The organism is Sphingomonas sp. SP1, assembly GCF_058313395.1.
Window position 1 is genome coordinate 828,288 of record NZ_JBZFLC010000001.1, and the last position, 22,294, is coordinate 850,581.

Annotated in this window: 21 protein-coding genes; 10 read left to right on the forward strand and 11 right to left on the reverse strand. The window is 66.0% G+C overall.

The features are described from left to right. Window positions 1-59 precede the first annotated feature (59 nt). Window positions 60-1,355: an MFS transporter gene (locus AC4GYS_RS04295; protein ID WP_491107866.1), complete on the forward strand. Its 1,296-nt coding sequence runs from the start codon at window positions 60-62 to the stop codon at window positions 1,353-1,355. Here the strand turns inward: AC4GYS_RS04295 and AC4GYS_RS04300 are convergent. From AC4GYS_RS04300 to AC4GYS_RS04310, 3 genes are all read right to left on the reverse strand, one after another. Then, window positions 1,352-3,658 carry a CDC48 family AAA ATPase gene (locus AC4GYS_RS04300; protein WP_491107867.1) on the reverse strand — a complete coding sequence of 769 codons (2,307 nt, stop codon included), beginning with the start codon at window positions 3,656-3,658 and terminating at the stop codon, window positions 1,352-1,354. The two genes, AC4GYS_RS04295 and AC4GYS_RS04300, sit on opposite strands and share 4 nt — an antisense overlap. Window positions 3,659-3,917: 259 nt before the next feature. After that, complete coding sequence (locus AC4GYS_RS04305; protein WP_491107868.1) at window positions 3,918-4,673, reverse strand: SDR family NAD(P)-dependent oxidoreductase; 756 nt, start codon at window positions 4,671-4,673, stop codon at window positions 3,918-3,920. Between the two features lie 94 nt (window positions 4,674-4,767). Beyond that, window positions 4,768-5,226, reverse strand: coding sequence for a peptidylprolyl isomerase (locus AC4GYS_RS04310; RefSeq protein WP_491107869.1), 459 nt, complete (start codon window positions 5,224-5,226; stop codon window positions 4,768-4,770). 110 nt (window positions 5,227-5,336) lie between these two features. Here AC4GYS_RS04310 and mgtE point away from each other — a divergent pair, with 110 nt between their 5' ends. Both mgtE and AC4GYS_RS04320 read left to right on the forward strand, forming a co-directional pair. Beyond that, window positions 5,337-6,788 carry a magnesium transporter gene (gene mgtE / locus AC4GYS_RS04315; RefSeq protein ID WP_491107870.1) on the forward strand — a complete coding sequence of 484 codons (1,452 nt, stop codon included), beginning with the start codon at window positions 5,337-5,339 and terminating at the stop codon, window positions 6,786-6,788. Between the two features lie 41 nt (window positions 6,789-6,829). Further along, entirely contained in the window at window positions 6,830-7,234 is a 405-nt protein-coding gene (locus AC4GYS_RS04320; RefSeq protein ID WP_491107871.1) for a DUF1489 family protein, read from the forward strand. Here AC4GYS_RS04320 and AC4GYS_RS04325 read toward each other — a convergent pair. From AC4GYS_RS04325 to dinB, 4 genes are all read right to left on the reverse strand, one after another. Beyond that, on the reverse strand, window positions 7,231-7,935 hold the full coding sequence (locus tag AC4GYS_RS04325) for a GIN domain-containing protein (RefSeq protein ID WP_491107872.1): 705 nt from the start codon (window positions 7,933-7,935) through the stop codon (window positions 7,231-7,233). The genes AC4GYS_RS04320 and AC4GYS_RS04325 overlap by 4 nt on opposite strands. Before the next feature lie 35 nt (window positions 7,936-7,970). Then, the gene (locus tag AC4GYS_RS04330; RefSeq protein ID WP_491107873.1) at window positions 7,971-8,702 is read right to left on the reverse strand and encodes a head GIN domain-containing protein; all 732 of its coding nucleotides are present in this window, start codon (window positions 8,700-8,702) and stop codon (window positions 7,971-7,973) included. A 165-nt stretch (window positions 8,703-8,867) separates the two neighbouring features. After that, on the reverse strand, window positions 8,868-9,410 hold the full coding sequence (locus tag AC4GYS_RS04335) for a CarD family transcriptional regulator (protein ID WP_491107874.1): 543 nt from the start codon (window positions 9,408-9,410) through the stop codon (window positions 8,868-8,870). A gap of 163 nt (window positions 9,411-9,573) precedes the next feature. Further along, the gene (dinB, locus tag AC4GYS_RS04340) at window positions 9,574-10,653 is read right to left on the reverse strand and encodes a DNA polymerase IV (protein ID WP_491107875.1); all 1,080 of its coding nucleotides are present in this window, start codon (window positions 10,651-10,653) and stop codon (window positions 9,574-9,576) included. 82 nt (window positions 10,654-10,735) lie between these two features. Here dinB and AC4GYS_RS04345 point away from each other — a divergent pair, with 82 nt between their 5' ends. From AC4GYS_RS04345 to AC4GYS_RS04360, 4 genes are all read left to right on the forward strand, one after another. Continuing rightward, the gene (locus tag AC4GYS_RS04345; protein WP_491107876.1) at window positions 10,736-11,623 is read left to right on the forward strand and encodes a hypothetical protein; all 888 of its coding nucleotides are present in this window, start codon (window positions 10,736-10,738) and stop codon (window positions 11,621-11,623) included. A 76-nt stretch (window positions 11,624-11,699) separates the two neighbouring features. Continuing rightward, window positions 11,700-12,899, forward strand: coding sequence for an ADP-forming succinate--CoA ligase subunit beta (sucC, locus tag AC4GYS_RS04350; RefSeq protein WP_491107877.1), 1,200 nt, complete (start codon window positions 11,700-11,702; stop codon window positions 12,897-12,899). A gap of 118 nt (window positions 12,900-13,017) precedes the next feature. Beyond that, entirely contained in the window at window positions 13,018-13,767 is a 750-nt protein-coding gene (locus AC4GYS_RS04355; protein ID WP_491107878.1) for an electron transfer flavoprotein subunit beta/FixA family protein, read from the forward strand. Further along, window positions 13,764-14,696, forward strand: a complete 933-nt coding sequence (locus tag AC4GYS_RS04360; RefSeq protein WP_491107879.1) for an electron transfer flavoprotein subunit alpha/FixB family protein — start codon at window positions 13,764-13,766, stop codon at window positions 14,694-14,696. Before AC4GYS_RS04355 ends, AC4GYS_RS04360 begins: the two co-directional genes overlap by 4 nt. Window positions 14,697-14,729: 33 nt before the next feature. On the opposite strand, the gene AC4GYS_RS04365 is transcribed toward AC4GYS_RS04360, so the two are convergent. The 4 genes from AC4GYS_RS04365 to AC4GYS_RS04380 are packed head-to-tail and all read right to left on the reverse strand — an operon-like array spanning window position 14,730 to window position 18,678. Further along, entirely contained in the window at window positions 14,730-15,716 is a 987-nt protein-coding gene (locus AC4GYS_RS04365; protein WP_491107880.1) for a histone deacetylase family protein, read from the reverse strand. Continuing rightward, complete coding sequence (locus AC4GYS_RS04370) at window positions 15,716-16,999, reverse strand: hypothetical protein (RefSeq protein ID WP_491107881.1); 1,284 nt, start codon at window positions 16,997-16,999, stop codon at window positions 15,716-15,718. The genes AC4GYS_RS04365 and AC4GYS_RS04370 overlap by 1 nt, the downstream gene beginning before the upstream one ends. Beyond that, window positions 16,975-18,186: a Na+/H+ antiporter NhaA gene (gene nhaA, locus AC4GYS_RS04375; protein WP_491107882.1), complete on the reverse strand. Its 1,212-nt coding sequence runs from the start codon at window positions 18,184-18,186 to the stop codon at window positions 16,975-16,977. Before nhaA ends, AC4GYS_RS04370 begins: the two co-directional genes overlap by 25 nt. Before the next feature lie 51 nt (window positions 18,187-18,237). Further along, window positions 18,238-18,678, reverse strand: coding sequence for an OsmC family protein (locus AC4GYS_RS04380; protein WP_491107883.1), 441 nt, complete (start codon window positions 18,676-18,678; stop codon window positions 18,238-18,240). Between the two features lie 89 nt (window positions 18,679-18,767). Here AC4GYS_RS04380 and AC4GYS_RS04385 point away from each other — a divergent pair, with 89 nt between their 5' ends. The 3 genes from AC4GYS_RS04385 to AC4GYS_RS04395 are packed head-to-tail and all read left to right on the forward strand — an operon-like array spanning window position 18,768 to window position 21,862. Continuing rightward, window positions 18,768-19,787 carry a DHH family phosphoesterase gene (locus tag AC4GYS_RS04385; RefSeq protein WP_491107884.1) on the forward strand — a complete coding sequence of 340 codons (1,020 nt, stop codon included), beginning with the start codon at window positions 18,768-18,770 and terminating at the stop codon, window positions 19,785-19,787. Next, the gene (gene uvsE, locus AC4GYS_RS04390) at window positions 19,784-20,956 is read left to right on the forward strand and encodes a UV DNA damage repair endonuclease UvsE (RefSeq protein ID WP_491107885.1); all 1,173 of its coding nucleotides are present in this window, start codon (window positions 19,784-19,786) and stop codon (window positions 20,954-20,956) included. The genes AC4GYS_RS04385 and uvsE overlap by 4 nt, the downstream gene beginning before the upstream one ends. A 45-nt stretch (window positions 20,957-21,001) precedes the next feature. After that, a complete protein-coding gene (locus tag AC4GYS_RS04395; RefSeq protein WP_491107886.1) occupies window positions 21,002-21,862 on the forward strand; it encodes an NmrA family NAD(P)-binding protein in 861 nt (286 codons plus the stop codon). Window positions 21,863-22,294: the final 432 nt, after the last annotated feature.

The window sequence follows — 22,294 nt, forward strand, 5'->3', positions numbered from 1 at the left end:
TTTCCAAGCAAATGCGTGCCGCCTTGGCAAGTTCCTAGGGCACGCTACAGGCCACGGGCATGGCCGATGTCTCTCCCCGCCGGAAAGTTGCCGGGTCGGCGCTGACCACGCCGCATTTCCTGCTGCTGTTCAGCGCGATGCTGGTCGCGGCCGCAGGCAACACCGCGCTGCAATCGGTCATGCCGGCGATTGGGCGCGCCATCGGAATCGCCGATTTCTGGGTTGCGGTGGCCTATACCTGGAGCGCCGTGCTGTGGGTGTGGCTGGCGCCGTTCTGGGCGGAGAAGAGCGACCATCATGGACGCAAGGCACTGACGTTGCTCGGCCTAGGCGGGTTCATCGTGTCGATGACCCTGTGCGGGCTGGTGCTGGTCGCCGGGCTGAACGGCTGGATCGCCGGGGCGGCGACGTTCGGCCTGTTTGCGCTGTTCCGGGCGATTTACGGGTCGCTCGGCTGTGCGACGCCAAGCGCGACCCAGGCCTATCTGGCGAGCAAGACGCGGCGGGCGGCGCGCACTTCGGCCTTGTCAGCGCTGTCGTCATCCTTTGGATTGGGGACCATCGTCGGTCCGGCGTTGGCCCCCCTGTTCGTGCTTCCACTCGTAGGGCTGCCCGGGCCGTTGTTCGCCTTCGCGATCATCGGGCTTGGAGTATTCCTGGCCATACTGCTGTGGCTGCCGGAAGATGTGGGCGGACCGGGCAAGGGACGCGGCGCGGCGATGAGCTATCCGAGCCTCGCGTCCATGATCACCGGCGCCAGCGTGAAAGCGGCGATGGCGCCCCAGCGGATGAAGCGGCTAAGCTGGCGCGACGAGCGGATCAGGCCGTGGATCATGTCGGGCGTGATCGCGGGTCATGCGCAGGCTGCCGGGCTGACCTCGATCGGATTCTTCGTGATCGACACGCTGCGGCTCGAGCCCAACGGGTCCGAGGGGCCGATCGCGATCGTCATGATGGCGGGCGCGGCGGCGACGCTGGCGGCGCAGTGGGGGCTGATCCCCAAGCTGAACCTCAGCCCTCGATCGCTGATCCTGTGGGGGAGCGCGATCGCGGTGGCCGGCCTCGCCGTCACCATGGTGGCGGACGATCTTTACGGCCTAGTCCTCGGCTTCGGCATCTCCAGCCTGGGCTTCGGCTTCACCCGGCCCGGATTCACCGCCGGGGCGAGCCTGTCGGTGCCGCTGGCCGAGCAGGGCGCCGTCGCCGGGGTGATCACCTCGGCCAACGGGATCAGCTACATCGCCGCGCCAAGTGTCGGCATGCTGCTTTATGCCATCGACCCGCATCTGCCGTTCGGGGTGGCGGCGCTTGGGTTGCTGGCGTCGCTGCCCTGGGCGGTCCGGCGCCTGCGCTAAGGCTGCTTTCCGTCCGGCCTGGGGCGAAGCATGCCGGGTGAGACGAAGCCGATCCCGCCGCCGCGGTCCGGCCGCACCGCATCCGATTTCAGCGTGTCCTGGATGCGGGCATATTCCTCCAGCATCTGCTCCGTGACCGACGCTCGGGTCTCACTGAGCGCGGCCTCGAAATCGGCCATGGTGACCGTGCCCTCGTCGAGGCCGCGCCGCAGAGCGTTGAGCCCGGCCCGGCGGGTGAGGTCCTCGAGGTCGGCGCCGGTGAACCGCTCGGTCCGGCGAGCCAGGGATTCCAGGTCCACATCATTGGCGAGCGGCATTTCCTTGGCGTGGATCGCCAGGATGCGGCGGCGGCCGGCCGTGTCGGGGACGCCGACATAGACCAGCTCGTCGAAGCGGCCGGGACGAAGCAGGGCCGGGTCGATCAGGTTGGGCCGGTTCGTGGCGCCGATCAGCACCACGCCCTGCAGTTCCTCAAGTCCGTCCATCTCCGAAAGGATGGTGTTCACCACCCGCTCGGTCACCTGCGGCTCACCCATGCCACCACCGCGGGCGGGGACCAGGCTGTCGAGTTCGTCGATGAAGATCACCGTCGGCGCGACCTGGCGGGCGCGGGCGAACAGGCGGGCGATCTGCTGTTCGCTTTCGCCATACCATTTGCTGAGCAGGTCGGACGACTTGGTGGCGATGAAATTGGCCTGGCTTTCGCGCGCACAGGCCTTGGCCAGCAGCGTTTTGCCGGTGCCGGGCGGGCCGTAGAGCAGGAAACCCTTGGCCGGGCGGATCCCGAGGCGGCGAAACGCCTCAGGATGTTTCAGGGGGAGTTCGACACCCTCCTTGAGCTTGGCCGCGGCAGCATCCAGGCCGCCGACGTCCTCCCAGGTAATGTTCGGCACTTGAACCATCACCTCGCGCATGGCGGAGGGCTGGACACGCTTCAGCGCATTATCGAAGTCCGAGCCGACGACCGACAGCTTGTCGAGCACCTCGGTCGGGATGCTGCCGTCCGACAGATTGATTTCGGGCATGATCCGACGGACCGCCTCCAGCGCGGCCTCGCGGGTCAAGGCGGCCAGATCGGCGCCGACGAAGCCGTAGGTGCGGCGCGCAAGATCGTCGAGGTCGACCCCGCCGTCGAGCGGCATTCCGCGCGTGTGGATGCCGAGGATTTCGCGCCGGCCGTTCTCGTCGGGCACGCCGACCACGATTTCGCGGTCGAAGCGGCCCGGACGGCGCAACGCCTCGTCAATCGCCTCGGGCCGGTTGGTGGCGGCGATCACCACCAGGTTCTGCCTCGGCTCCAGCCCGTCCATCAGGGTCAGCAGCTGCGCGACCAGACGCTTTTCCGCTTCGCCCGTCACCTGACCGCGCTTGGGCGCGATGGAGTCGATCTCGTCGATGAAGATGATCGAGGGGGCAGCCTGGCTTGCCTCTTCGAACAGCTCGCGAAGCTTCTTTTCCGATTCGCCGTACGCCGAGCCCATGATCTCGGGACCGGCGATGTGGAAGAATTGCGCGTCGCTTTCGTTGGCGACCGCGCGCGCCAGACGGGTCTTGCCGGTGCCGGGCGGGCCGTGAAGAAGCACGCCCTTGGGGGGATCGACACCGAGCCGCTGGAACAGTTCGGGATGGCGCAACGGCAGCTCGACCATCTCCCGCAGCGCGTCGATGGTGGCGGTCATGCCGCCCAGGTCGTCGTAGGTGACGTCCGCGCGCCGCTCGCCATGCTGCTCGGTGAATTCGGGCAGCAGCTCGACCTGGGTGCCATCGTCGATATGGACGATGCCGCGCGGGGTGGTCGAAACCACGGCAAGGCGAATTTCCTGCAGTGCGAAGGCGGGCGCATTGAGCATCGCCCGCACCTGTTCAGGCATGTCGGCATTGACCCGCTGGTGACCGGTGGTCGCGACCGTGTCGCCGGCGGTCAGGGGCCGTTCGGCAAAGCTGCGCTTCAGCGCCTCGGTCGAGCCGGCAAGACGGATATTGTTCTGGGCAGGGGCAAAGACGACGCGGGTAGCCGGCTTGCTGGCGGTCTTGCGGACCTCCACGAAATCGCCGGAGCCGACCCCGGCATTGGCCCGTTGCAGACCATCCAGCCGGATGATGTCGAGTCCTTCATCGTCGCCATAGGGGCGGACGGCGCGGGCGGGGGTGGAACGCTTGCCGATAATCTCGACCACGTCGCCGTCCGACAGTCCCAGCTGGTCCATCAGCTTGCGCGGCAGGCGGGCTATCCCGCGGCCGCTATCGGCCGGGGGCAGGTTCGCGACCTGAAGCTTGCGAACCTGGGTATCGACATCAGCCATTCAAAACTCCTCTGCCAAACCCAACACAGGCCGGGCGGCGCGGGTTCAATGTGGGACGGGGCCGAAATGAAAAAAGGGGTGATTCCGATGCCCGGGCCGTTTCAACTTGGACAACATGGACACTACGTCCCCCATGTTTTCGCCCCCTGGAGGAGCGCCATGAAGACACGCGGATGGTGAAAGTATGGCGCGAGCGGCTGGCCATTGGCGGGGCCATAGCGCGGTCCGAACGAGTAGGACAGCACGGCATCGCGCGGGCCTACTTCAGCAGCTTGGCAAACTTGCGCAGCACCGCGCGGGGCAGGAATCGATGGCCCTGCGCACCGACCTTGTTCATCGCGCCGGGGATGACTACCGCGTCACCCCGCTCGAGACCGGCCAGACCGGCGGCGACCACGGGCGCGCTGGCCATGGCGAACTTTTCGAGCGCGCTGCCGCCCCGATAGCCCGCAGCTTCGAAGAATTCGGTGCGTGTCGGGCCGGGGCACAGCGCCGTCACCCGGACGTCCGTACCCTGCACTTCCTCGTGCAGTGCCTCGGTGAAGCTCAACACATAGGACTTGGTGGCATAATAGACCGCCGAGTAGGGACCAGGCTGGAAAGCGGCGGTGGACGCGACGTTGAGGATGCCGCCGCGATTGCGCTCGATCATGGCAGGCAACACCGCGCGGGCAAGCTCGGTCAGGAGGCCGCAATTCAAATCGACCATCTGCCGCTGCTTCGGCCCGTCCAGCTCGGCGAATTTGCCGACCAAACCAAAGCCGGCGTTGTTGACCAGCAGGTCGACATGCTCGTCGTGATCCTGGAGGTCGGCCATCAGCCTTGCGGTGGCGCCCGGCTCGGCCAGGTCGATGGCGAGCGCGCGGGCATTGCCCAGTTCGGCGGCGAGGCTCTCCAGCCGGTCCTTGCGACGGGCGACCAGCACCAGCCGGGCACCCGTGGCCGACAATTGCCGGGCGAAGTCGATGCCAAGCCCGGCAGACGCACCGGTGATGAGGGCGACAGGCTGGGTCATCGGTCAAGCTCCGTCATTGCGGGCTAAGCGAGGCAACCCGGCTCCGCCCCCCGCTGGATTGCCGCGTCGCTTCGCTCCTCGCAAGGGCGAACGGTCAGGCGACCGTCGCCTTCTCGATCTTGCCGGGCTCCCGCGGCGGCTCACCGACCGGCAGCGCGTCGACATGCTCCATGCCGCTCTCGACCTGGCCCCACACGGTGTACTGCTTGTCGAGGAAGCGGGCGTCGTCGAAGCAGATGAAGAACTGGCTGTTGGCCGAATTGGGCTGATTGGTGCGGGCCATCGAGCAGGTGCCGCGAACGTGCGGCTCGCTGTTGAACTCGGCCTTGAGGTCGGGCTTGTCCGATCCGCTCATGCCCGTGCCCGTCGGGTCGCCGCCCTGGGCCATGAAGCCCGGGATCACCCGGTGGAAGACCACGCCGTCGTAAAAGCCGCTGCGTGCAAGGTCGGCGATCCGCTCGACATGGCCAGGCGCGAGGTCGGGCCGCAGGCGGATCACGACGTCGCCGCCGGTGGACAGGGTAAGGGTCAGGGTCTGCGGCGTGTCGGCCATGGAAATTCTCCGTCTTGATTGGATCGCGGCCATGTAGGCGTCCACGCGTGCTTGCGCCAGTTGGCATGCGGACATAGGAGTGCGACACGCCATACAGCGAGGGGAGGCACATGAGCGAGCGCGAGGAAATCGCCACCGTCACCCCTGCGCCGGAAGCAGAGCTGGCGACTGCGCCGCCGCACCAGGCCGAGCCCGACAGCAAGGTGATGGACGAGGAGGATCGGCTGCGCCCGGCCTTCGTCGACGACGTGCTGGATGCGGTGGAGGCGGGCGACTTCCAGACCGCGAAGGCGATGGTGGCTCCGCTCCACCCGGCCGACGTCGCCGACCTGATCGAGCTGGCGCGCGCCGACGAGCGCGAAGGGCTGGTGGCGGCGCTGGCCGAGCTGGTCGACGCGGACGTCATCGCCGAAATGAACGAGCACGTCCGCGAGACGCTGATCGACGAGATGGCGCCCGAGCGGGTGGCCGAGATCGCCGGCGAGCTCGACACGGACGACGCCGTCGCGATCATCGAAGACCTGGAGGAGGACGAGCAACGGGCCGTCCTTCGCGCCATGGAGCCCGACGACCGGGCGGCGATCGAGGAAGCGCTGACCTATGGCGAGGAGACCGCCGGCCGGCTGATGCAGCGCGAGCTGATCGCGGTGCCGGAGCATTGGTCGGTGGGGCAGGTGATCGACTACCTCCGCTCCGAGGACGAACTCGCCAACGACTTCTGGGAAGTGTTCGTGGTCAATGCCGCGCACCACCCCGTCGGCACGTGCAAGCTTTCCACGATCCTGCGCAGCCCGCGGCGCGTGCAGGTCAGCGACATCATGATCCATGAGCAGACGCTGATCCCGGTCGACATGGACCAGGAAGACGTTGCGCTGCGCTTCCAGAAATATGCGCTGGTGTCCGCCGCAGTGGTGGACGGCAATGGGCGGCTGGTCGGAATGATCACCGTCGACGATGTGGTCCACATCATCCAGGAAGAGGCCAGCGAGGACGTGCTGCTGCTGTCTGGCGCGGGCGATGGCGACATCAACGAGCCGGTGCGCGAAACCTACAAGGCGCGCGTGCGCTGGTTGATGGCGAATCTGCTTACCGCCCTGCTGGCGTCCACCGTCATTCGTGCCTTCGAGGGTTCCATCGAGCGGCTGGCAATTCTGGCCGCTCTCATGCCGATCGTGGCCGGGGTGGGTGGCAATGCGGGCACGCAGACCCTTGCGGTGACCGTGCGCGCGCTGGCGACCAACCAGTTGACAGGGTCCAACCGCTGGCGGGCAGTCGGGCGCGAGATGCGGGTGGCGTTGATGAACGGCCTTACGATCGCGGCCATCGTCGGGGTTGCGGTGACGCTGATCCTGCAAAGCCCGCAGCTGGGCGGCGTGATCGCGGCGGCGATGCTGTTCAACATCCTGATCGCCGGCTTTGCCGGGGTGCTGGTCCCGCTGACGCTGGAACGGCTGCGCGCCGATCCGGCGGTGGCAAGCAGCATCTTCGTCACGATGGTCACGGATTCGATGGGCTTCCTTATTTTCCTGGGGCTCGCCACGGCCGTTGGGCTGACCGGGTAAGTCATTGATCCGCCAAGCGCTGTCCGGCTAACGCAGCGGCGATGCCGAAGCTTCACATGACCAAGGTCGCGGTTGGTTGCCGGACCATCGAGGCGCTGGAGAAGCGGATTGCGGGTCGGGTCGCGGACGGCGAGATCCGGGTGGTGACGCGCATGCGGCCCAAGCGAATGGAGGAGCTGGTCGGGGGTTCGCTCTACTGGATCGTCAAGCATCGGATGGTCGCCTGCCAAACCATCCTGCGGTTCGAGGACCGGCCCGACGGCCGCATCGATATCGTGTGCGCCGGGGCGCTGCAGGGTTTCGCCCCGCAGCCCAAGCGCGGGCACCAGGGCTGGCGCTATCTTACCGAAGAGGACGCGCCGTTGCCAGGAGACGGCGACGAGAGCGGGATCGGGACGCTGCCGCCGCGACTCTACGGCCGACTGACGGCGCTGGCGCTGGTCTAGCGGGTCCGCTCGCAGCCGCTGACGCTGGCGGATCCAAGCAGCTTCACCGTGCAGGCGGGTTTGCCGGCGACCGTGACCTGGGCGACGCCGGTGGCGTCGACGCGCACAGTATCGCGAAGGGTGGCGGAAAGCTGGGCGGGGCCTTCGGCGCTGAGCAAGCCGTCGCGCGCTTGCAGGGCCGAGGCATCGAGGCTGGAAGCGCCGCGGACGATGGCGGTCATCTTGAGGGCCTTGCCGGCGACCCTGGAGGTGACGGTGCCCGAAAGGGCGACGACCAACCGATCGACCGCAACGTCGCTGATGTCTGCGCGCCCGGCGCCCTGCACGGACAATTCGAAGGACAGGCCGCGCGCCTTGTCGATGCTTAGCGTGCCGGCGCCGTTGAGGATCGCGGTGGCGAGATCATGGGTGCCGACCGTAAGCTCGACCGGCTGCTGCGCCTGGCCTGGATAGCCGCCCCATGCGGAGGGATTGCGGCGGATGGTGAGGGTGCGGCCTTCGACCACCACGCTCAATGCTTCGAGCGCAGCGCTGCTGCCGGTGGCTCGGGCAAACGGTGAGACCCCGGTTGCGAGACGCACCGAATACGGGCCTTCGACGCGGATCCGGTCGAAGCTGGTGACGGTGTAGCTGCGCTGGGCGGCGGCGGCCGGAGCGGCAGTTGCGAACAGGGCGGTGGCGAGAAGGGCGGCGCGGATCATGCCACCCCTATCGCCGCCCCATGGTTAACAGCCGGTCAAGAGCAATCGACGTTGCCGATGCCGGCCTTGCTGACCTTGCAGGGCGCGCCCCCGGTCACGGTGACATTGCCGACCCCCGCGATATCGACATTGGCGCTGGCGCGGGCATTGGCCTCGATATTGCCCGAGCCGGCGATCTCCGCATCAAGCCGCTCGGCGGCGATGCCGCCGGCAAGGATGTTGCCGCTGCCGGCGATGGTGTAGTTTGCCCGGGTGGCGCGGCCGCGGCCTTCGACATTGCCGGAGCCGGCGATCTCAAGCCCCAGTTCGCCAACCTGCACGTCGGGCAGCTTAAGGCCCCCCGAGCCTGCGATCTCGCCCTGGAAGCGCTGGCCCGTCACCCGGTCGACGGAGATGTCGCCCGATCCCGCGATGGTGGCCGCGGACAGCGCCGGTACGCTGACGGCGAACCGCGCCGTCGCGTTCCGCCCCGACCAACCCCAGTTCATGCCGTTGCGCTTCTCCGGTCGGATGACCAGCGTCCCGTCCTTGATCTCCACGACCGTGCGCGCGAGGATGTTCTCGCCGCCTTGCGCCTGCACGCTGGGCTGTCCGCCCGTGGTGACGCTCACTTCATAGGGGCCCGCAACCTCGATCTTGTCGAACGCGCCGACCGGATAGGAGCGGCTGATGGCGCGGCCAGGCTCTTCCGATTTGGTGGCATTGCAGGCGGCAAGCGTGCCGGCGGCGGCGATGATGCCGGCGGCAGCAAATTTACGTGGGCGCATCGAGAACCTCCCTCTGTGTTATGCAGGCAATACAGCAGGGCAAGGCGAGCGACAAGCATCGGCGCCCCCGTTCGTCGAAGCGGTCCCGACGTTCGCAGCAACGAAAAAGGGCGCCGCCCGGCTGGACAGCGCCCTTTGTTCGAAGACCACAAACGGCCGACCGGTTTACTCGCCGTCGGCAGTTTCCTTGGCCTTGTTGTGGATCGGCCAGGCCTTGTTGAGAATGTCGAGAATCTTCGCCAGCGCGGCCTTTTCGTCGGTCTGCTCCATGGCGCCAAGCTCACGCGCCAGACGCGACGAGGCCGCCTCGAAAATCTGCCGCTCCGAATAGCTCTGCTCGGGCGCATCGTCCGGGCGGAACAGGTCGCGGGTCACCTCGGCGATCGACGACAGGTCGCCGGAATTGATCTTCGCCTCATATTCCTGGGCGCGGCGCGACCACATGGTGCGCTTCACCTTGGGCTTGCCCTTGAGCGTTTCGAGCGCGGCCGTCATGGTCTTGTCGCTCGACAGCTTGCGCATGCCGACGCCCTCGGCCTTGTTGACGGGCACGCGGAGCGTCATGCGCTCCTTTTCGAAACGAAGCACGTACAGGTCCAGGCTGGTGCCCGCGATCTCCGTGCTTTGCAGTTCAACGACGCGGCCAACACCATGCTTGGGGTAGACTACATAATCGCCAACGTCGAAGCTAAGCGCCTTAGCTGCCATTCCTTGACCTTCCTTGCGTGTGAGGAAGAAGTGCCGCGTGCAAACGGTCCCCCCAAGTCGACCGATGGCCGTGGCTCTTCCTCTGTGAAACGATCCTGAGTGTTAGCGACCGCCGGCAGGTGCTCGGTGATCTGATAAGCGCCAGTGTTTAACACAAACCGATTCAAATCTCCAGTCCCAGCTGAACCGGAACTCCGTGATTAACCACGATTAAGTTGTGGATGCCGAGGCCGAGCAACCGCACGCCCTTGGGAACTGGCAGCAAAGCGTCGAGCAATTCGCGGCCCGCCAGCAGGAACCGTTCCTGGTCGGCGACCGGCACCGTAAAGCTGCGCGAGCGAGTGATCAGCTGGAAGTCGGCGAACTTCACCTTGAGCGTCACCGTGCGACCGGCCGCCTCGTGACGGGCGATCCGGACCCAGGCTAGCCCGGCCACCCGCTCCAGCTCGGCGTGCAGGGCCTCGGGTGAACGGAGGTCGTCGTTGAAGGTTCGCTCGGCACTGACCGACTTGGCCTGTCGCGACGAGCGGACCGGACGCTCGTCGATCCCGCGGCAGATGCGCCAATACCATTGGCCCGAACTGCCGAAGCGTCCCTCCAGCTCGACCAGCGAGAGCTCCTGCAGGTCGGCGCCCGTATGGATGCCCATGGCGGCCAGGCGCTCGGCGGTCTTGGGGCCGATGCCGTGGAACCGGCCGACCGGCAGGGTGGCGATATAGGGTGCGGCCTTGGCGGGCGGGATGACACACAGCCCGTCCGGCTTGTTCTGGTCGGAGGCGAGCTTGGCGACGAACTTGCAGTAGGACACACCGGCCGAGGCGGTAAGCTGGGTTTCTTCCCGAATCCGGCGGCGGATTTCTTCGGCGATCGCGCGCGCGGATCCCAGTCCGTGCCGGTCCTCCGTCACGTCGAGATAGGCCTCGTCCAGGCTCAGCGGCTCGATGAGGTCGGTATAGTCGGCGAAGATCGCACGGATTTGTTGGCTCACTTCGCGATAGGCCTCGAACCGCGGCTTCACGAAGATGAGGTCGGGGCAGCGCCGGCGCGCGGTGACCGAGGGCATTGCCGAGCGGACCCCGAATACGCGCGCTTCATAGCTTGCGGCCGCGACCACCCCACGATGCCCGCCACCGACCGCGACAGGCCTTCCCTTCAGCTCGGGGTTGTCGCGCTGCTCAACGCTGGCGAAAAATGCATCCATGTCGACGTGGATGATCTTCCGCAGAGGACTCGTGCCGTTCACGGACTGTTCCTTAACGTCAGCGCGTGTTCAGGGGAACGGCTTCACCGGGGTGGCCATGTACAGCTTGCTGGCCGCAGCCACCGTGAGCGCTGCACCTATGCCGCCCGCCGCCCAGGCCCAGCTCCGCGTGGTCGAGCAGGCCGTCGCCCGCTATGCCGACTTCAACGTCGCCAATCGCGAGGGCTGGACGAAATTCGGCGGCGATTCGCCGCTGATGGGCGAGCATTGGTCCCTGCCTCTTGATAAGGGCGGGATCGACTATCAGGGCGGCCAGCCGCTCGACTTTCGCCGACCGTCGAACCTCATGTACACTTGGATCGGTGGTCGGCGCGTGCTGACCGGTGTCAGCTTCAACGTGCGCCTGGCACCCGGCGAGCCGCTGCCGGAGGGCTTTGCGGGCACGGTCGACCAGTGGCACGTCCACGACTTCCGCACCGCGGTCGACGCCGCGACCAGGGAGCGTCCGGTGCTGCGGTGGATCGCGACCGGCTGGATGAACCAGCATTGGGGTCAACGGGGGCGGATGGCGATGGCGCACGTCTGGGTTGGCTCGATCCGCAACCCCGACGGACCGTTCGCCCACCATAATCGCGCGGTACCATATGCCAAGCTGAACCTGCCGCTCAGCTTTGCCGACGGCGCCAGCGAGGCAGCGGCGCGCGGGCTCAACCTCGCGGCCGACAAGGGCTGCGCGGAGAGCATTGACGGCGGCATCTGGATCGCGAACGCCTCCGGCAAGGTGAAGGCGCAGCTTCACGCCGCCTGCCGGGCCGCCGCAGCTCATGTCCGCGAAGGGCTCCGCACGATGAACAAGAGTGAGGTCAACACCATGGCCGAGCATGGCTGGGCAATGTTCGACGCGCAGTGGAAACGCCTGCTCACGCCCGAGCAGCAGCGGCGGATCGCGGCCATTACCGAGCACGGCCCGGCCGCGACCGCCGAGGACCATTCCCACCATCCCGGCCATTAGGGCGGCTTGGATTCCGGCCCCTGTTGTGCTCTAGGCGCGCTCGACTTCATCCCATCAGATCGAGCGCGCCCCAACCATGAACATCCACGAATACCAGGCCAAGGAACTGCTTGCGAAATATGGCGTCCCGGTGCCCGCCGGCCATGCCGCGATGAGCGTCGAGGAGGCGGTGAAGGCCGCCGAACAGCTCCCCGGGCCGCTGTGGGTGGTCAAGGCGCAGATTCACGCCGGTGGCCGGGGCAAGGGCAAGTTCAAGGAGCTTGGACCCGATGCCAAGGGTGGCGTGCGGCTCGCCAAGTCGATCGAGGAAGTGCGCGCGCATGCCGAGGAGATGCTGGGCAAGACGCTGGTGACCGTGCAGACGGGCGATGCCGGCAAGGAAGTGCAGCGGCTCTACATCACGGACGGCGTTGACATTGCCAAGGAATTCTACCTCGCGCTGCTGGTCGATCGTGAGACCGGCCGGATCGCGGTGGTCGCCTCGACCGAAGGCGGCATGAACATCGAGGATGTCGCCCACGATACCCCGGAAAAGATCCATACCATCACCATCGACCCGGCCACCGGACTGATGCCGCACCACGGTCGCGCGGTGGCGGCGGCGCTGGGGCTGACGGGCGACCTCGCCAAGCAGGCGGCCAAGGTTCTTGCCGGGCTTTACGCCGCCTTCCAGGGTACGGACGCCTCGCAGATCGAGATCAATCCGCTGGCGATCACCGATGACAACCAGTTGATGGTGCTCGACGCCAAGGTCGGCTTCGATTCCAACGCCATGTTCCGCCACAAGGACCTGGCCGAGCTGCGTGACCTGACCGAAGAGGATCCGCAGGAGATCGAGGCGTCCAAATACGACCTCGCCTACATCAAGCTGGATGGCGACATCGGCTGCATGGTGAACGGCGCGGGCCTGGCCATGGCGACGATGGACATCATCAAGCTGAACGGCGCGGAGCCGGCCAACTTCCTCGACGTCGGCGGCGGCGCGTCCAAGGAAAAGGTGACGGCGGCGTTCAAGATCATCCTCGCCGATCCGGCCGTGAAGGGCATTCTCGTCAACATCTTCGGCGGCATCATGAAGTGCGACATCATCGCCGACGGCATCGTTGCCGCGGCCCGCGAGGTGGATCTGAAGGTGCCGCTGGTCGTGCGCTTGGAAGGCACCAACGTACAGCAGGGCAAGGACATCCTTGCCGGAAGCGGGCTGCCGATCGTTGCCGCCAACGATTTGGGCGACGCGGCCGCGAAGATCGTCGCCGAGGTCAAGAAGGCGGCCTGAAGGTTTTCATCCGTCACCCCGGCCTTGGGCCGGGATCCGTCTTTCTTCCGATAGCGTTAGAAGAAGGGCAGGCGGATGCCGGATCAGGTCCGGCACGACGAAGAAGAGGGAAAGCGGAATGAAGGTCCTGGTCGCCGTCAAGCGAGTGATCGATTACAACGTTAAGCCGCGGGTGAAGATGGACGGCACGGGCGTCGATCTCGCCAACGTCAAGATGAGCATGAATCCCTTCGACGAGATCGCCGTCGAGGAGGCCATCCGCCTCAAGGAAAAGGGTGCCGCGACCGAGATCGTGGTCGTCTCCATCGGACCGGCCAAGGCGCAGGAAACGTTGCGCACGTCGCTGGCGATGGGCGCCGATCGCGCAATCCTGGTGCAGACGGACGACGAGGTCGAGCCGCTGGCCGTGGCCAAGATCCTCGCCAAGATCGCCGAGCAGGAGCAGCCCGGGCTGTTCCTGCTCGGCAAGCAGGCGATCGACGATGACTCGAGCCAGGTTGGCCAGATGCTTGGCGCGCTCCTCGGCTGGGGGCAGGGGACCTTCGCCTCCAAGGTCGAGGTCAATGGCGACAGCGCCAACGTCACCCGCGAAGTTGATGGCGGGTTGGAGACGGTGGCGCTCAAACTGCCGGCGATCGTCACCACCGACCTGCGCCTCAATGAACCGCGCTATGCCTCGCTGCCCAACATCATGAAGGCCAAGTCGAAACCGCTGACCACCAAGGCTCCGGCCGACTATGGCGTCGATACCGCGCCGCGGCTGGAGACGCTGAAGGTGGTCGAGCCGTCCAAGCGTTCGGCCGGCGTCAAGGTCGGCAGCGTGGACGAGCTGGTCGAAAAACTGAAGTCGCTGGGAGCGGTGGCATGAAGATTCTGGTTCTGGGTGAGCACGCCGGCGGCAAGGTCAAGGATTCGACGCTCGCAACCCTTGGTGCGGCGGCGAAACTGGGCGGCGACGTCGACCTGTTGCTGACGGACAGCGGTGCACCCGCGGCGGCCGATGATGCTACGAGCATCGCGGGTGTGTCGAAGGTGCTGGTCGCCTCCGATGCCGCGCTCGATCATGAGCTGGCCGAGGCGGTCGCGCCGCTCGTCGCCCGCCTGATGGAAGGCTATGACGTGTTGCTTGCAAGCTCGACCACGACCGGGCGCAATATCGCGCCGCGCGTGGCGGCACTGCTGGACGTGATGCAGGTCAGCGACATCATCGCGGTCGAGGGGCCGGACACGTTCCAGCGCCCGATCTACGCCGGCAACGCCATCGCGACCGTGCGTTCCAAAGACGCCAAGAAGGTTATCACTGTGCGCGGCACCGCGTTCGACAAGGCGGAGCGCGGCGGCGGCTCGGCTTCGGTCGAGCAGGTCGACGCTGGCGCGTCGAACGATCGCTCGTCCTTCGTCTCGATGGAAGCAAGCGAAAGCGAGCGCCCCGAGCTGACGAGCGCCAAGATCATCGTTTCCGGTGGCCGTGCGCTGGGGTCGAGCGATACTTTCCACCAGCTGATCGACCCGCTGGCCGACAAGCTGGGCGCCGCTGTCGGCGCCAGCCGCGCGGCGGTCGACGCGGGCTATGCGCCCAACGACTATCAGGTCGGCCAAACCGGCAAGATCGTCGCCCCGGAGCTGTACATCGCCATCGGCATTTCGGGCGCGATCCAGCACCTGGCGGGTATGAAGGACAGCAAGGTTATCGTCGCGATCAACAAGGACGAGGAAGCCCCGATCTTCCAGGTCGCGGACGTCGGCCTGGTCGGCGACCTCTTCAAGATCGTGCCCGAGCTGACGGAGAAGCTGTAGCAGCTCTGGCCTAGGGTCGGCTGAAGCCGTTCCTTAGAAACCGCTCAAGAACGCGGCAACGTTGGCGCCAAGCGCGTCCACAGCGTAGCCGCCTTCCATGACGATCAACGTCGGCAAAGCTGATCCGGCGATGCGCTTGCCCATCGCGGTGTAGTCGCCGGTCTGAATGGCGAAGTGGCTGATCGGATCGGCGGCATAGGTGTCTGCGCCGAAACTGACGATCAGAAGCTCCGGGGCGCCTGCTGCCAGCCATGCCAGTGCTCGGGAAAGCGCCTCGTCATAAGCGGCGAACTCGGTGCCGCGCGGCAGCGGCAGGTTCATGACGTTGCCGCCGCTCTCGTCGGCATGGCCCCAGAAGAATGGGTAGTCGGTGCGGGGATCGGCGTGGAGGGAGGCGAACAAGACGTCGTCCCGGCCGGTAAAGATATCCTGCGTGCCATTGCCGTGGTGATAGTCGACGTCGAGGATGGCGACCCGCGAAGCGCCTGTGGCAAGCGCCTGCTCGGCTGCGATGGCGGCATTGTTGAGGTAGCTGTAGCCACCCAGATAGTCGCGCCCGGCATGATGTCCGGGTGGGCGGCAAAAGGCGAAGGCGCTGCCATCCTGCCGCGCGGCATCGAGGGCGCTCAGGGCGGACTGCGCACCCCAATAGGCGGCTTGCCAGCTATGCTCGCCGATGGGCGTGGCGGTGTCATAGCTGTATTGACCGAGCCGCGCGTCGATCCGGTCGAGGTCCAGGGGCCGCCGCCCCACCACGGGAAAGCTGTAGGGAAAGGCATCGCCCTGGCGCCCGGCAGCACGCCAGTCGGTGAAGGCATGCTCCAGAAAGTGCAGGTATTCCGCGCTGTGCACGCGTTGCAGAGGCTCGAATCCCCAATCGCGCGGCGCTTCGGTCGGCCCAATTGCGGCGAGCACCGCGTCCACCCGGCCGGCATGCTCTGCGGCGGGATGAAGCGCGCCGTTGAAGAATTCGGAAGCGGGCGCGTGGGCGCGCTGCCGCTCGTCCCAGAAGCAGCGCATTAACGGACGAGACGATCGCTTGGCAGCGAGGGCTCGCTCAGCAGTTGCTCCATCCGCCTCCAGCGCTCGGCCTGGTCGGGACCCGCGGCCTCGACCCATGCCTGCACCATGTCGCGACCAAGCCCATAGTTGATGACGTAGCTGCGATACTGCTTGGTAAAGGCGATCGATTGCCGGGCGCGAGCCTCGTTCATCAGCTGGTATTTCTGGGTGAGACGCACCGCCTCCTCTTCGCTCAGCCGTCCTTCCAGAAACTCGCGGGCGATGGTGAAGCGGGCGCCGCCGAGGTCGCGGGTAGCGGTGGTCAGCGCATCGAATCGGGCCGCATCCGCGGTCGGCAGACCGGCGAGCGGATAAAGAACGCGGGTTTCGTAGGCGAGCTTCTCGGCGCCGGGAAAGGCGAGGTCGATGCCGTAGTTGGCCGAGCCTTCGGCAATCAGCGATTGGGGAGAGTAGAGGGGATACACGCTGAACTCGAGCCAGCCACGCTCGCGCACCAAGCGCTGTTCGAGCAGCGCATTCAGGACGTGGTGCCCCGGATACCCCTCATGACAGCCGAGATCGACCGCTCTGGATATCCTGATGGGCAAGTCCGTGTTGATTTCGATGCGGCTTTGGTAGTCGCCAAGATAATAGTTGTAGCCCGACCAGCTCTTGCCGGTCACGAAGCTCATGTTGAAGCGCTCGCCCGGCGGCAGGCCGATATGGCGCGCCGTCCGGGCCTTGCACTCGGCAATTGCGGTCTGGAACACGGTGTCCAGCCGCGCGCGCGGGACGACAAAGCGGTCGGAGAAAGCATTGACGCGCTGCCATAGCGCGCCCTCGCCCGGCAGGAGGCGGTCGATGCGAGCCAGCACCGGATCGTAGTCGGAGAGCGGCTTCAGTTCCGGACGCACGCCGAACAGGCCCACGGCTTCATCCTCGAAGCGGAGCTTTTCGCCGGACAGCATCCGCAACCGGGTATCCGCCGCGGTGAGCTGCGCCTGAAGAAATGCGGCGCGCCGCGGCTCGGACGCCTGCAGCGCGGCGACGCGAGCGGCAAGCGCGGCAACCGCGGAACGGAGCTGCGGAAGCGAACTGCGGGCGGCGAGCGCCTGGCCTTCCTGTTTCAGCCGGTCGGGGCCGTAGTAGGCGTCGATGTAGCCGTCTTCCTTCTCACCGATGGCGAGTTGGAGCCGGACATAATCCCGAGCAGCGGCGTCGAGGCTATCGGTCGAGGCGCCGAACGTGGCGCAGGCGGCAAGCAGCAGGGGAAGGATCAGCGCGAATATTCGTCGTTGCATACGGTCGGGTCCCGATCGGCATCCTCGCCGAAGATTTCTTCCGCCTCGTCCGTGTCACGGGGCGAGCTTGGTATCGGCTTGTTCCACACCAGGACGATGTAGCCAAGCAGGCCCGACGCGAGCGAGCCGACCAGCGTGCCGATCTTCGCCTCGTCGACCAGTAATGGATCGCTGAAGGCGAGCGCGCCGATGAACAAGCTCATGGTAAAGCCGATACCGCACAGGAGAGCAGCGCCGTAGATGTGGGACCAGGAAAGCACTGCCGGCTTGAGCGCGACGCCGGTGCGGTCGGCCAGCCAGATCGAGCCGAACACGCCGATCTGCTTGCCGGCGAACAGTCCGAGCGCGATGCCGACCGGCAGCGGGTCGAGGATCGCGTCCGCGCCGGGAAAGGTGACCCCGGCGCTGGCGAAACCGAACAAGGGCACGATCCCGAACATCACCCAGGGATGGATCTTGTGTTCGAGGACCTTGAGCGGAGAGACCGCTTCGCCCCGCCCGAGCGGAATGGTGAGCGCGGCGAGGACGCCGGCGATGGTCGCATGGATGCCGGACTGAAAGACGGCAACCCACAAGCCGACGGCCGCGAGCAGATAGGGCCAGAGTTTGCGAATTCCGAACATGTTCATCGCCGCCATTGCGCTGACGATCACGCCCGATGCTGCGAGCGCTGCGACATTCAGGTCGGCGGTGTAGAATAGCGCGATGATGAGAACCGCGCCGATGTCGTCGATGATGGCGATCGTAACCAGCAACACCTTGATCGATGCCGGAACGCGCGGTCCAAGCAGCGCCAGGACACCAAGGGCGAAGGCGATGTCGGTCGCGGCAGGGATGGCCCAACCGCTGCTCAGCGCCGGGTCGAATCCGGTGACGATCTTGTAGACCAATGCCGGCACCGCCATCCCGGCCGCGGCGGCGATCATCGGCAAGCGGCGGGCCTCGGGGGTGGCGAGTTGGCCGTCATACCATTCGCGCTTCACCTCCAACCCGACCAGCAGGAAGAAGATCGCCATCAAGGCGTCCGCGATCCAGTAATGGATGGTCAGCGGACCGACATAGCTGTTGAGGCTGTCGTGGTAGGCGGGGGCAAGCGGCGAATTCGCAATCACCAGGGCCACCGCGGCCGCTGCCATCAGCAGCAGGCCGGCGTTGCGTTCGGAGCTGTTGCTGTTTTCGGCGGCCATGCGACCGCCTCGCACAGCTACCCCGTCGCGCGCAAGCCGGCCCCGCCGGTGTCAGGTGGAGGCGTCGGCGCCGATTTCCACCTCGAGATTCATCTCCGCATTGAGCAGCTTGGAGATCGGGCAGTTCGTCTTGGCTTCCTCGGCGAGTTCGCGCAGGCGGGATTCCTCGATGCCCGGTACGGTGGCGCGAAGCCGGAGATCGGAGCGAGTGACCTTGAAGCCCGCGCCGTCCTGATCGAGCTTGACCCGGGCCTCGGTCTCCAGCGTGCCGTCCTCGACGCCCGCTTTGGCGAGCGCGAAGCTCAGCGCCATGGTGAAGCAGCCGGCATGGGCGGCAGCGATCAGCTCTTCGGGATTGGTGCCGGGCTCATTTTCGAAGCGGGTGTTGAAGCCGTAGCGCTGGTCCTTGAGAACCCCGGACTGGGTCGAGATCCAGCCCTTGCCGGTCTTGCCGGTGCCTTCGTAGCGGGCGGTGGCGGTGCGGGTGATCATCCGACGGGTCTCCTGTTGTTCGGGGGGTTGGGGAGAGATGGGCTTTGGACCAGCGCGGCACAAGCTGCCGGTCGTGACGTTCACCCCTCATGGAAGCGGACCCCCGGCAGATCGGCGCAACCTTCGCCTACTGGCGGGAGCGCAACGGAGGCCCGCCGCTCATCCTCGGCCATTTCGATGCGGACGGACTGGCCGCGGTGGCGATCCTCAAGCGCGCGCTGGGCGAGGCGGATGTCCGTTTGATGGGCAAGGGCGAGAACCCGTGGGACCGCGACGTGCGCGCCGAGCTGAGCGCACGTGCGCCAGCGGCGATCATCGCGACTGACCTGGGGGTGCGGGAAGGAGACATCCTGCCGGGCACGCCGACCATGCTCATCGACCACCATGTGCCCACCGGAACGCCGGGCGAGGCGATGGTGATCAGCGGGAACGGCTGGGATCCGGAGCCGACCTCCGCACTGCTGGCGTTCTGGGCGATGGAAGCGCCCGCCGAGTTGCTGTGGCTGGCGGCGGTCGGACTGATCGGCGACATGGCCGAGAACAAGGGTTTCGCCGAACTGGCCGAGGCGCAAAAGCGCTATGGCAAAACCGCGCTTCGCAATGCCGTATCGCTGATTAACGCGCCGCGCCGCACGGCCAGCGCCGATGCCACGCCCGCGCTCAAATTGCTGCTCAAGTGCAGCTCCCCCAAGGAATTGCTGTCGGGGGAGCATCCGGAAACCACGCAGCTGCTGACCGCCAAAGAGGAGGTCAAGGCGGAGATGGAGGTTGCGCGCCGGGTAGCCCCCAAGGTGCGGGGCGAAATTGCGCTGATCCCGCTGGCCTCGCAGTGCCAGATCCATCCCTTGATCGCGCAAGCGTGGCGCGGGCGGTTGAAGGACAAGGTCGTGATCGCGGCCAACCGGGACTATCGCCCGGGCTGGGTCCACTTCGCGGCACGAACGGCGGCGGGACATGACCTGATCGACTTCTTTGCGCAGCGGCGCCCCGACGGCGCTGGCAGCGAATATGGCAGCGGGCACCGTGCCGCGAGCGGCGGCGCATTGCGCATTCCCGAATGGAATCGCTTCGTTGCCGAGCTCGGTTTCCCTGAGGAGCAGATCGCATGAGTTCGACGCCCACCCGCCCCTTGAGGCTGGGCTTTCCGGTCAAGGTGCTGGGAGTGCCCGGCCTCAAATCGAACGATACCCGCCGCTGGCAGAAGAACCCGCATCTCAAATGCAGCCTGGAGCATCTCGACCAGGTCCTGGATTATTGCGCCAGGGTCGACATAGACATGTACCGGCTAAGCTCGGACATCGCGCCCTATGCGACGCACCCCGACATGCCGCAATTCCACAACATGGTGGCGGAGAGCGATGCGGAGCTGGCGGCATTCGGCAGGAAGGCGCGCGAGCTCGATATCCGCCTGAGCTTCCACCCGTCGCAATTCGTGCTTCTGAACAGTCCCGACCCGGAGCTGACCCGCAAGTCGATCTGGGACTTGTCGAGCCAGGCTGAAATGCTCGATCGGATGGGCTGCGGCCCCGAGGCGGTGCTCGTGACGCATGTCGGTGGGGTCTATGATGATCGGGAGGCGTCGCGGGCGCGGTGGATCGACGGATACAACCAGTGCCCGGAGCATGTGAAGCGCAGGCTGGTGCTGGAGAATGACGACATCCGCTTTTCCGCCGCCGATGTCTTGTGGATCCAGGAGCGGACGGGCGTGCGCTGCGTGTTCGATTATCAGCATTTCTGGTGCCTCAATCCCGAACGCCTGGACATGCGCGATACGCTGGAGAAGTTCCTCGCGACCTGGGGCGACAGCGCGCGGCCCAAGATCCATTTCTCCTCGCCGCGGACGGAGATGCGCGAGGTGAAGCGAGCGATCACGCCCAAGCAGCGGGCGGCGGCCAAGGCTGGGCGGCGAGCCAATTCGAAGGAACTGACCAAGGCGCCGGTCAAGGCGACTGCGCGGGTCAAGACCGTGCTGCTACCGCCGATCTGGACGGGGCACAGCGACTTCACCAACCCGTTCGAGTTCGCGACCTTCATGCGCATGGCCGACGGGCTGGAATTTGACGTGATGATGGAGGGCAAGTCCAAGGACGTGTCGATCATCAAGCTCCGTCCCGACCTGCTCCGCTTCGCGCCCGATGTGGCGGCAAGGTTCGGAATCACCGCGGCAGACGCCGAGGAGCTGGCGGCTGAGGAGAGGGCGCTGGAGCAGGGCGTTGCGGCGGAACACGAGGCGGACGTGGACGAGGGTGCGCAGCAGGGAGCAGAGGTTTTCGCCTGAACCCAAGTCAATGTTCGCCGTATCGCCTTAGCGAAGGAGGCAAGAATGTTCGTGATTGTCGGCGCAACCGGTCATGTCGGATCGGCCACCGCCAAGGCTTTGCTACGTGACGGGCATCCCGTCACTGCCGTAACCCGCGATCCGGCGAACGCGGAGAGGCTGGCCCGGCTGGGTGCGGAGATCGCGGTTGCCGACGTCCGCGACGTCGAAGCGATGCGCCGAGCCTTGTCGGCTGGAACCCGATTGTTCCTTCTCAATCCGCCCGCGGCGCCGAATACGGACACCGACGCTACCGAGAAAGCCACTGTCCGGCTTTTGCTTGAAGCGATCCAAGGGTCGAAACTGGAAACGATCGTCGCCCAATCAACATATGGCGCCCAACCGGGAGATTATCTCGGGGACCTGAATACCTTGTTCGAGATGGAAGAAGGGCTGCGGGCGCTTGCCATCCCCCACAGCATCATTCGGGCAGCTTACTACATGAGCAACTGGGACGCGATGGTCGCGCCGGCTCGCGCGGACGGCGTGCTGCCGACAATGTATCCTGCCGATTTCGAACTTCCGATGGTCGCGCCTTCAGATTTGGGAGCAGTGGCGGCAAGGCTGCTGTTGGAGCCCCCAGGCACGGAGGCGATCCACTACGTCGAGGGTCCAGCGCGCTATTCTCCACGGAACGTAGCGGACGCCTTTGCGCGGGCACTTGGCCGGCCGGTCAAGCCGCTGGTAACGCCCCGCGATCAGTGGGAAGCAGCGTACCGGAAGCTCGGCTTCTCCGAGACGGCAGCGCGGTCCTATGCCCGAATGACCGAAATCACGGCCGACGAAGCATATGAGACGCCAGACCGGCCCATCCGGGGAACGGTCGGCCTGCAACAATACATCGATGATTTGGTGACTGCAGGCTGATCTCGGGCGTTTTCTGCCGCAAGATCGTGCCTTGCGGAACTGCGCGGCGCGGTGCTCAGGATCGCGTCGGCCGGATCATCCCCCATTTGCTCCTGAGCGGATTCGCGGCTTCCATAGCGATGGTGCGGGACGCAGTCCTGAGCGAACCGGTCTCCGCCCCATAACAGGGAAAATCTGACGAACGGGCCTCATCAGAAGGCCGGTCGCGATCAGTCTCGCGCCTGACGGACTCCGAAAATCTAGGGATTTCGTCCAGCCGAAGCTCACGGCGGCGCGCCTGCATCCATCTTCGGAACAGACCCTAAAAACCCAAATAACAGATGCTGATCGGGGTCGTAACAGACCGCGCATCGACAATGCCCGGCGCTCACGTAGCGACGAAGACCTGCCGCACGACCGGAAATAGCGCACAGCCAACATTGCCAATAGTTC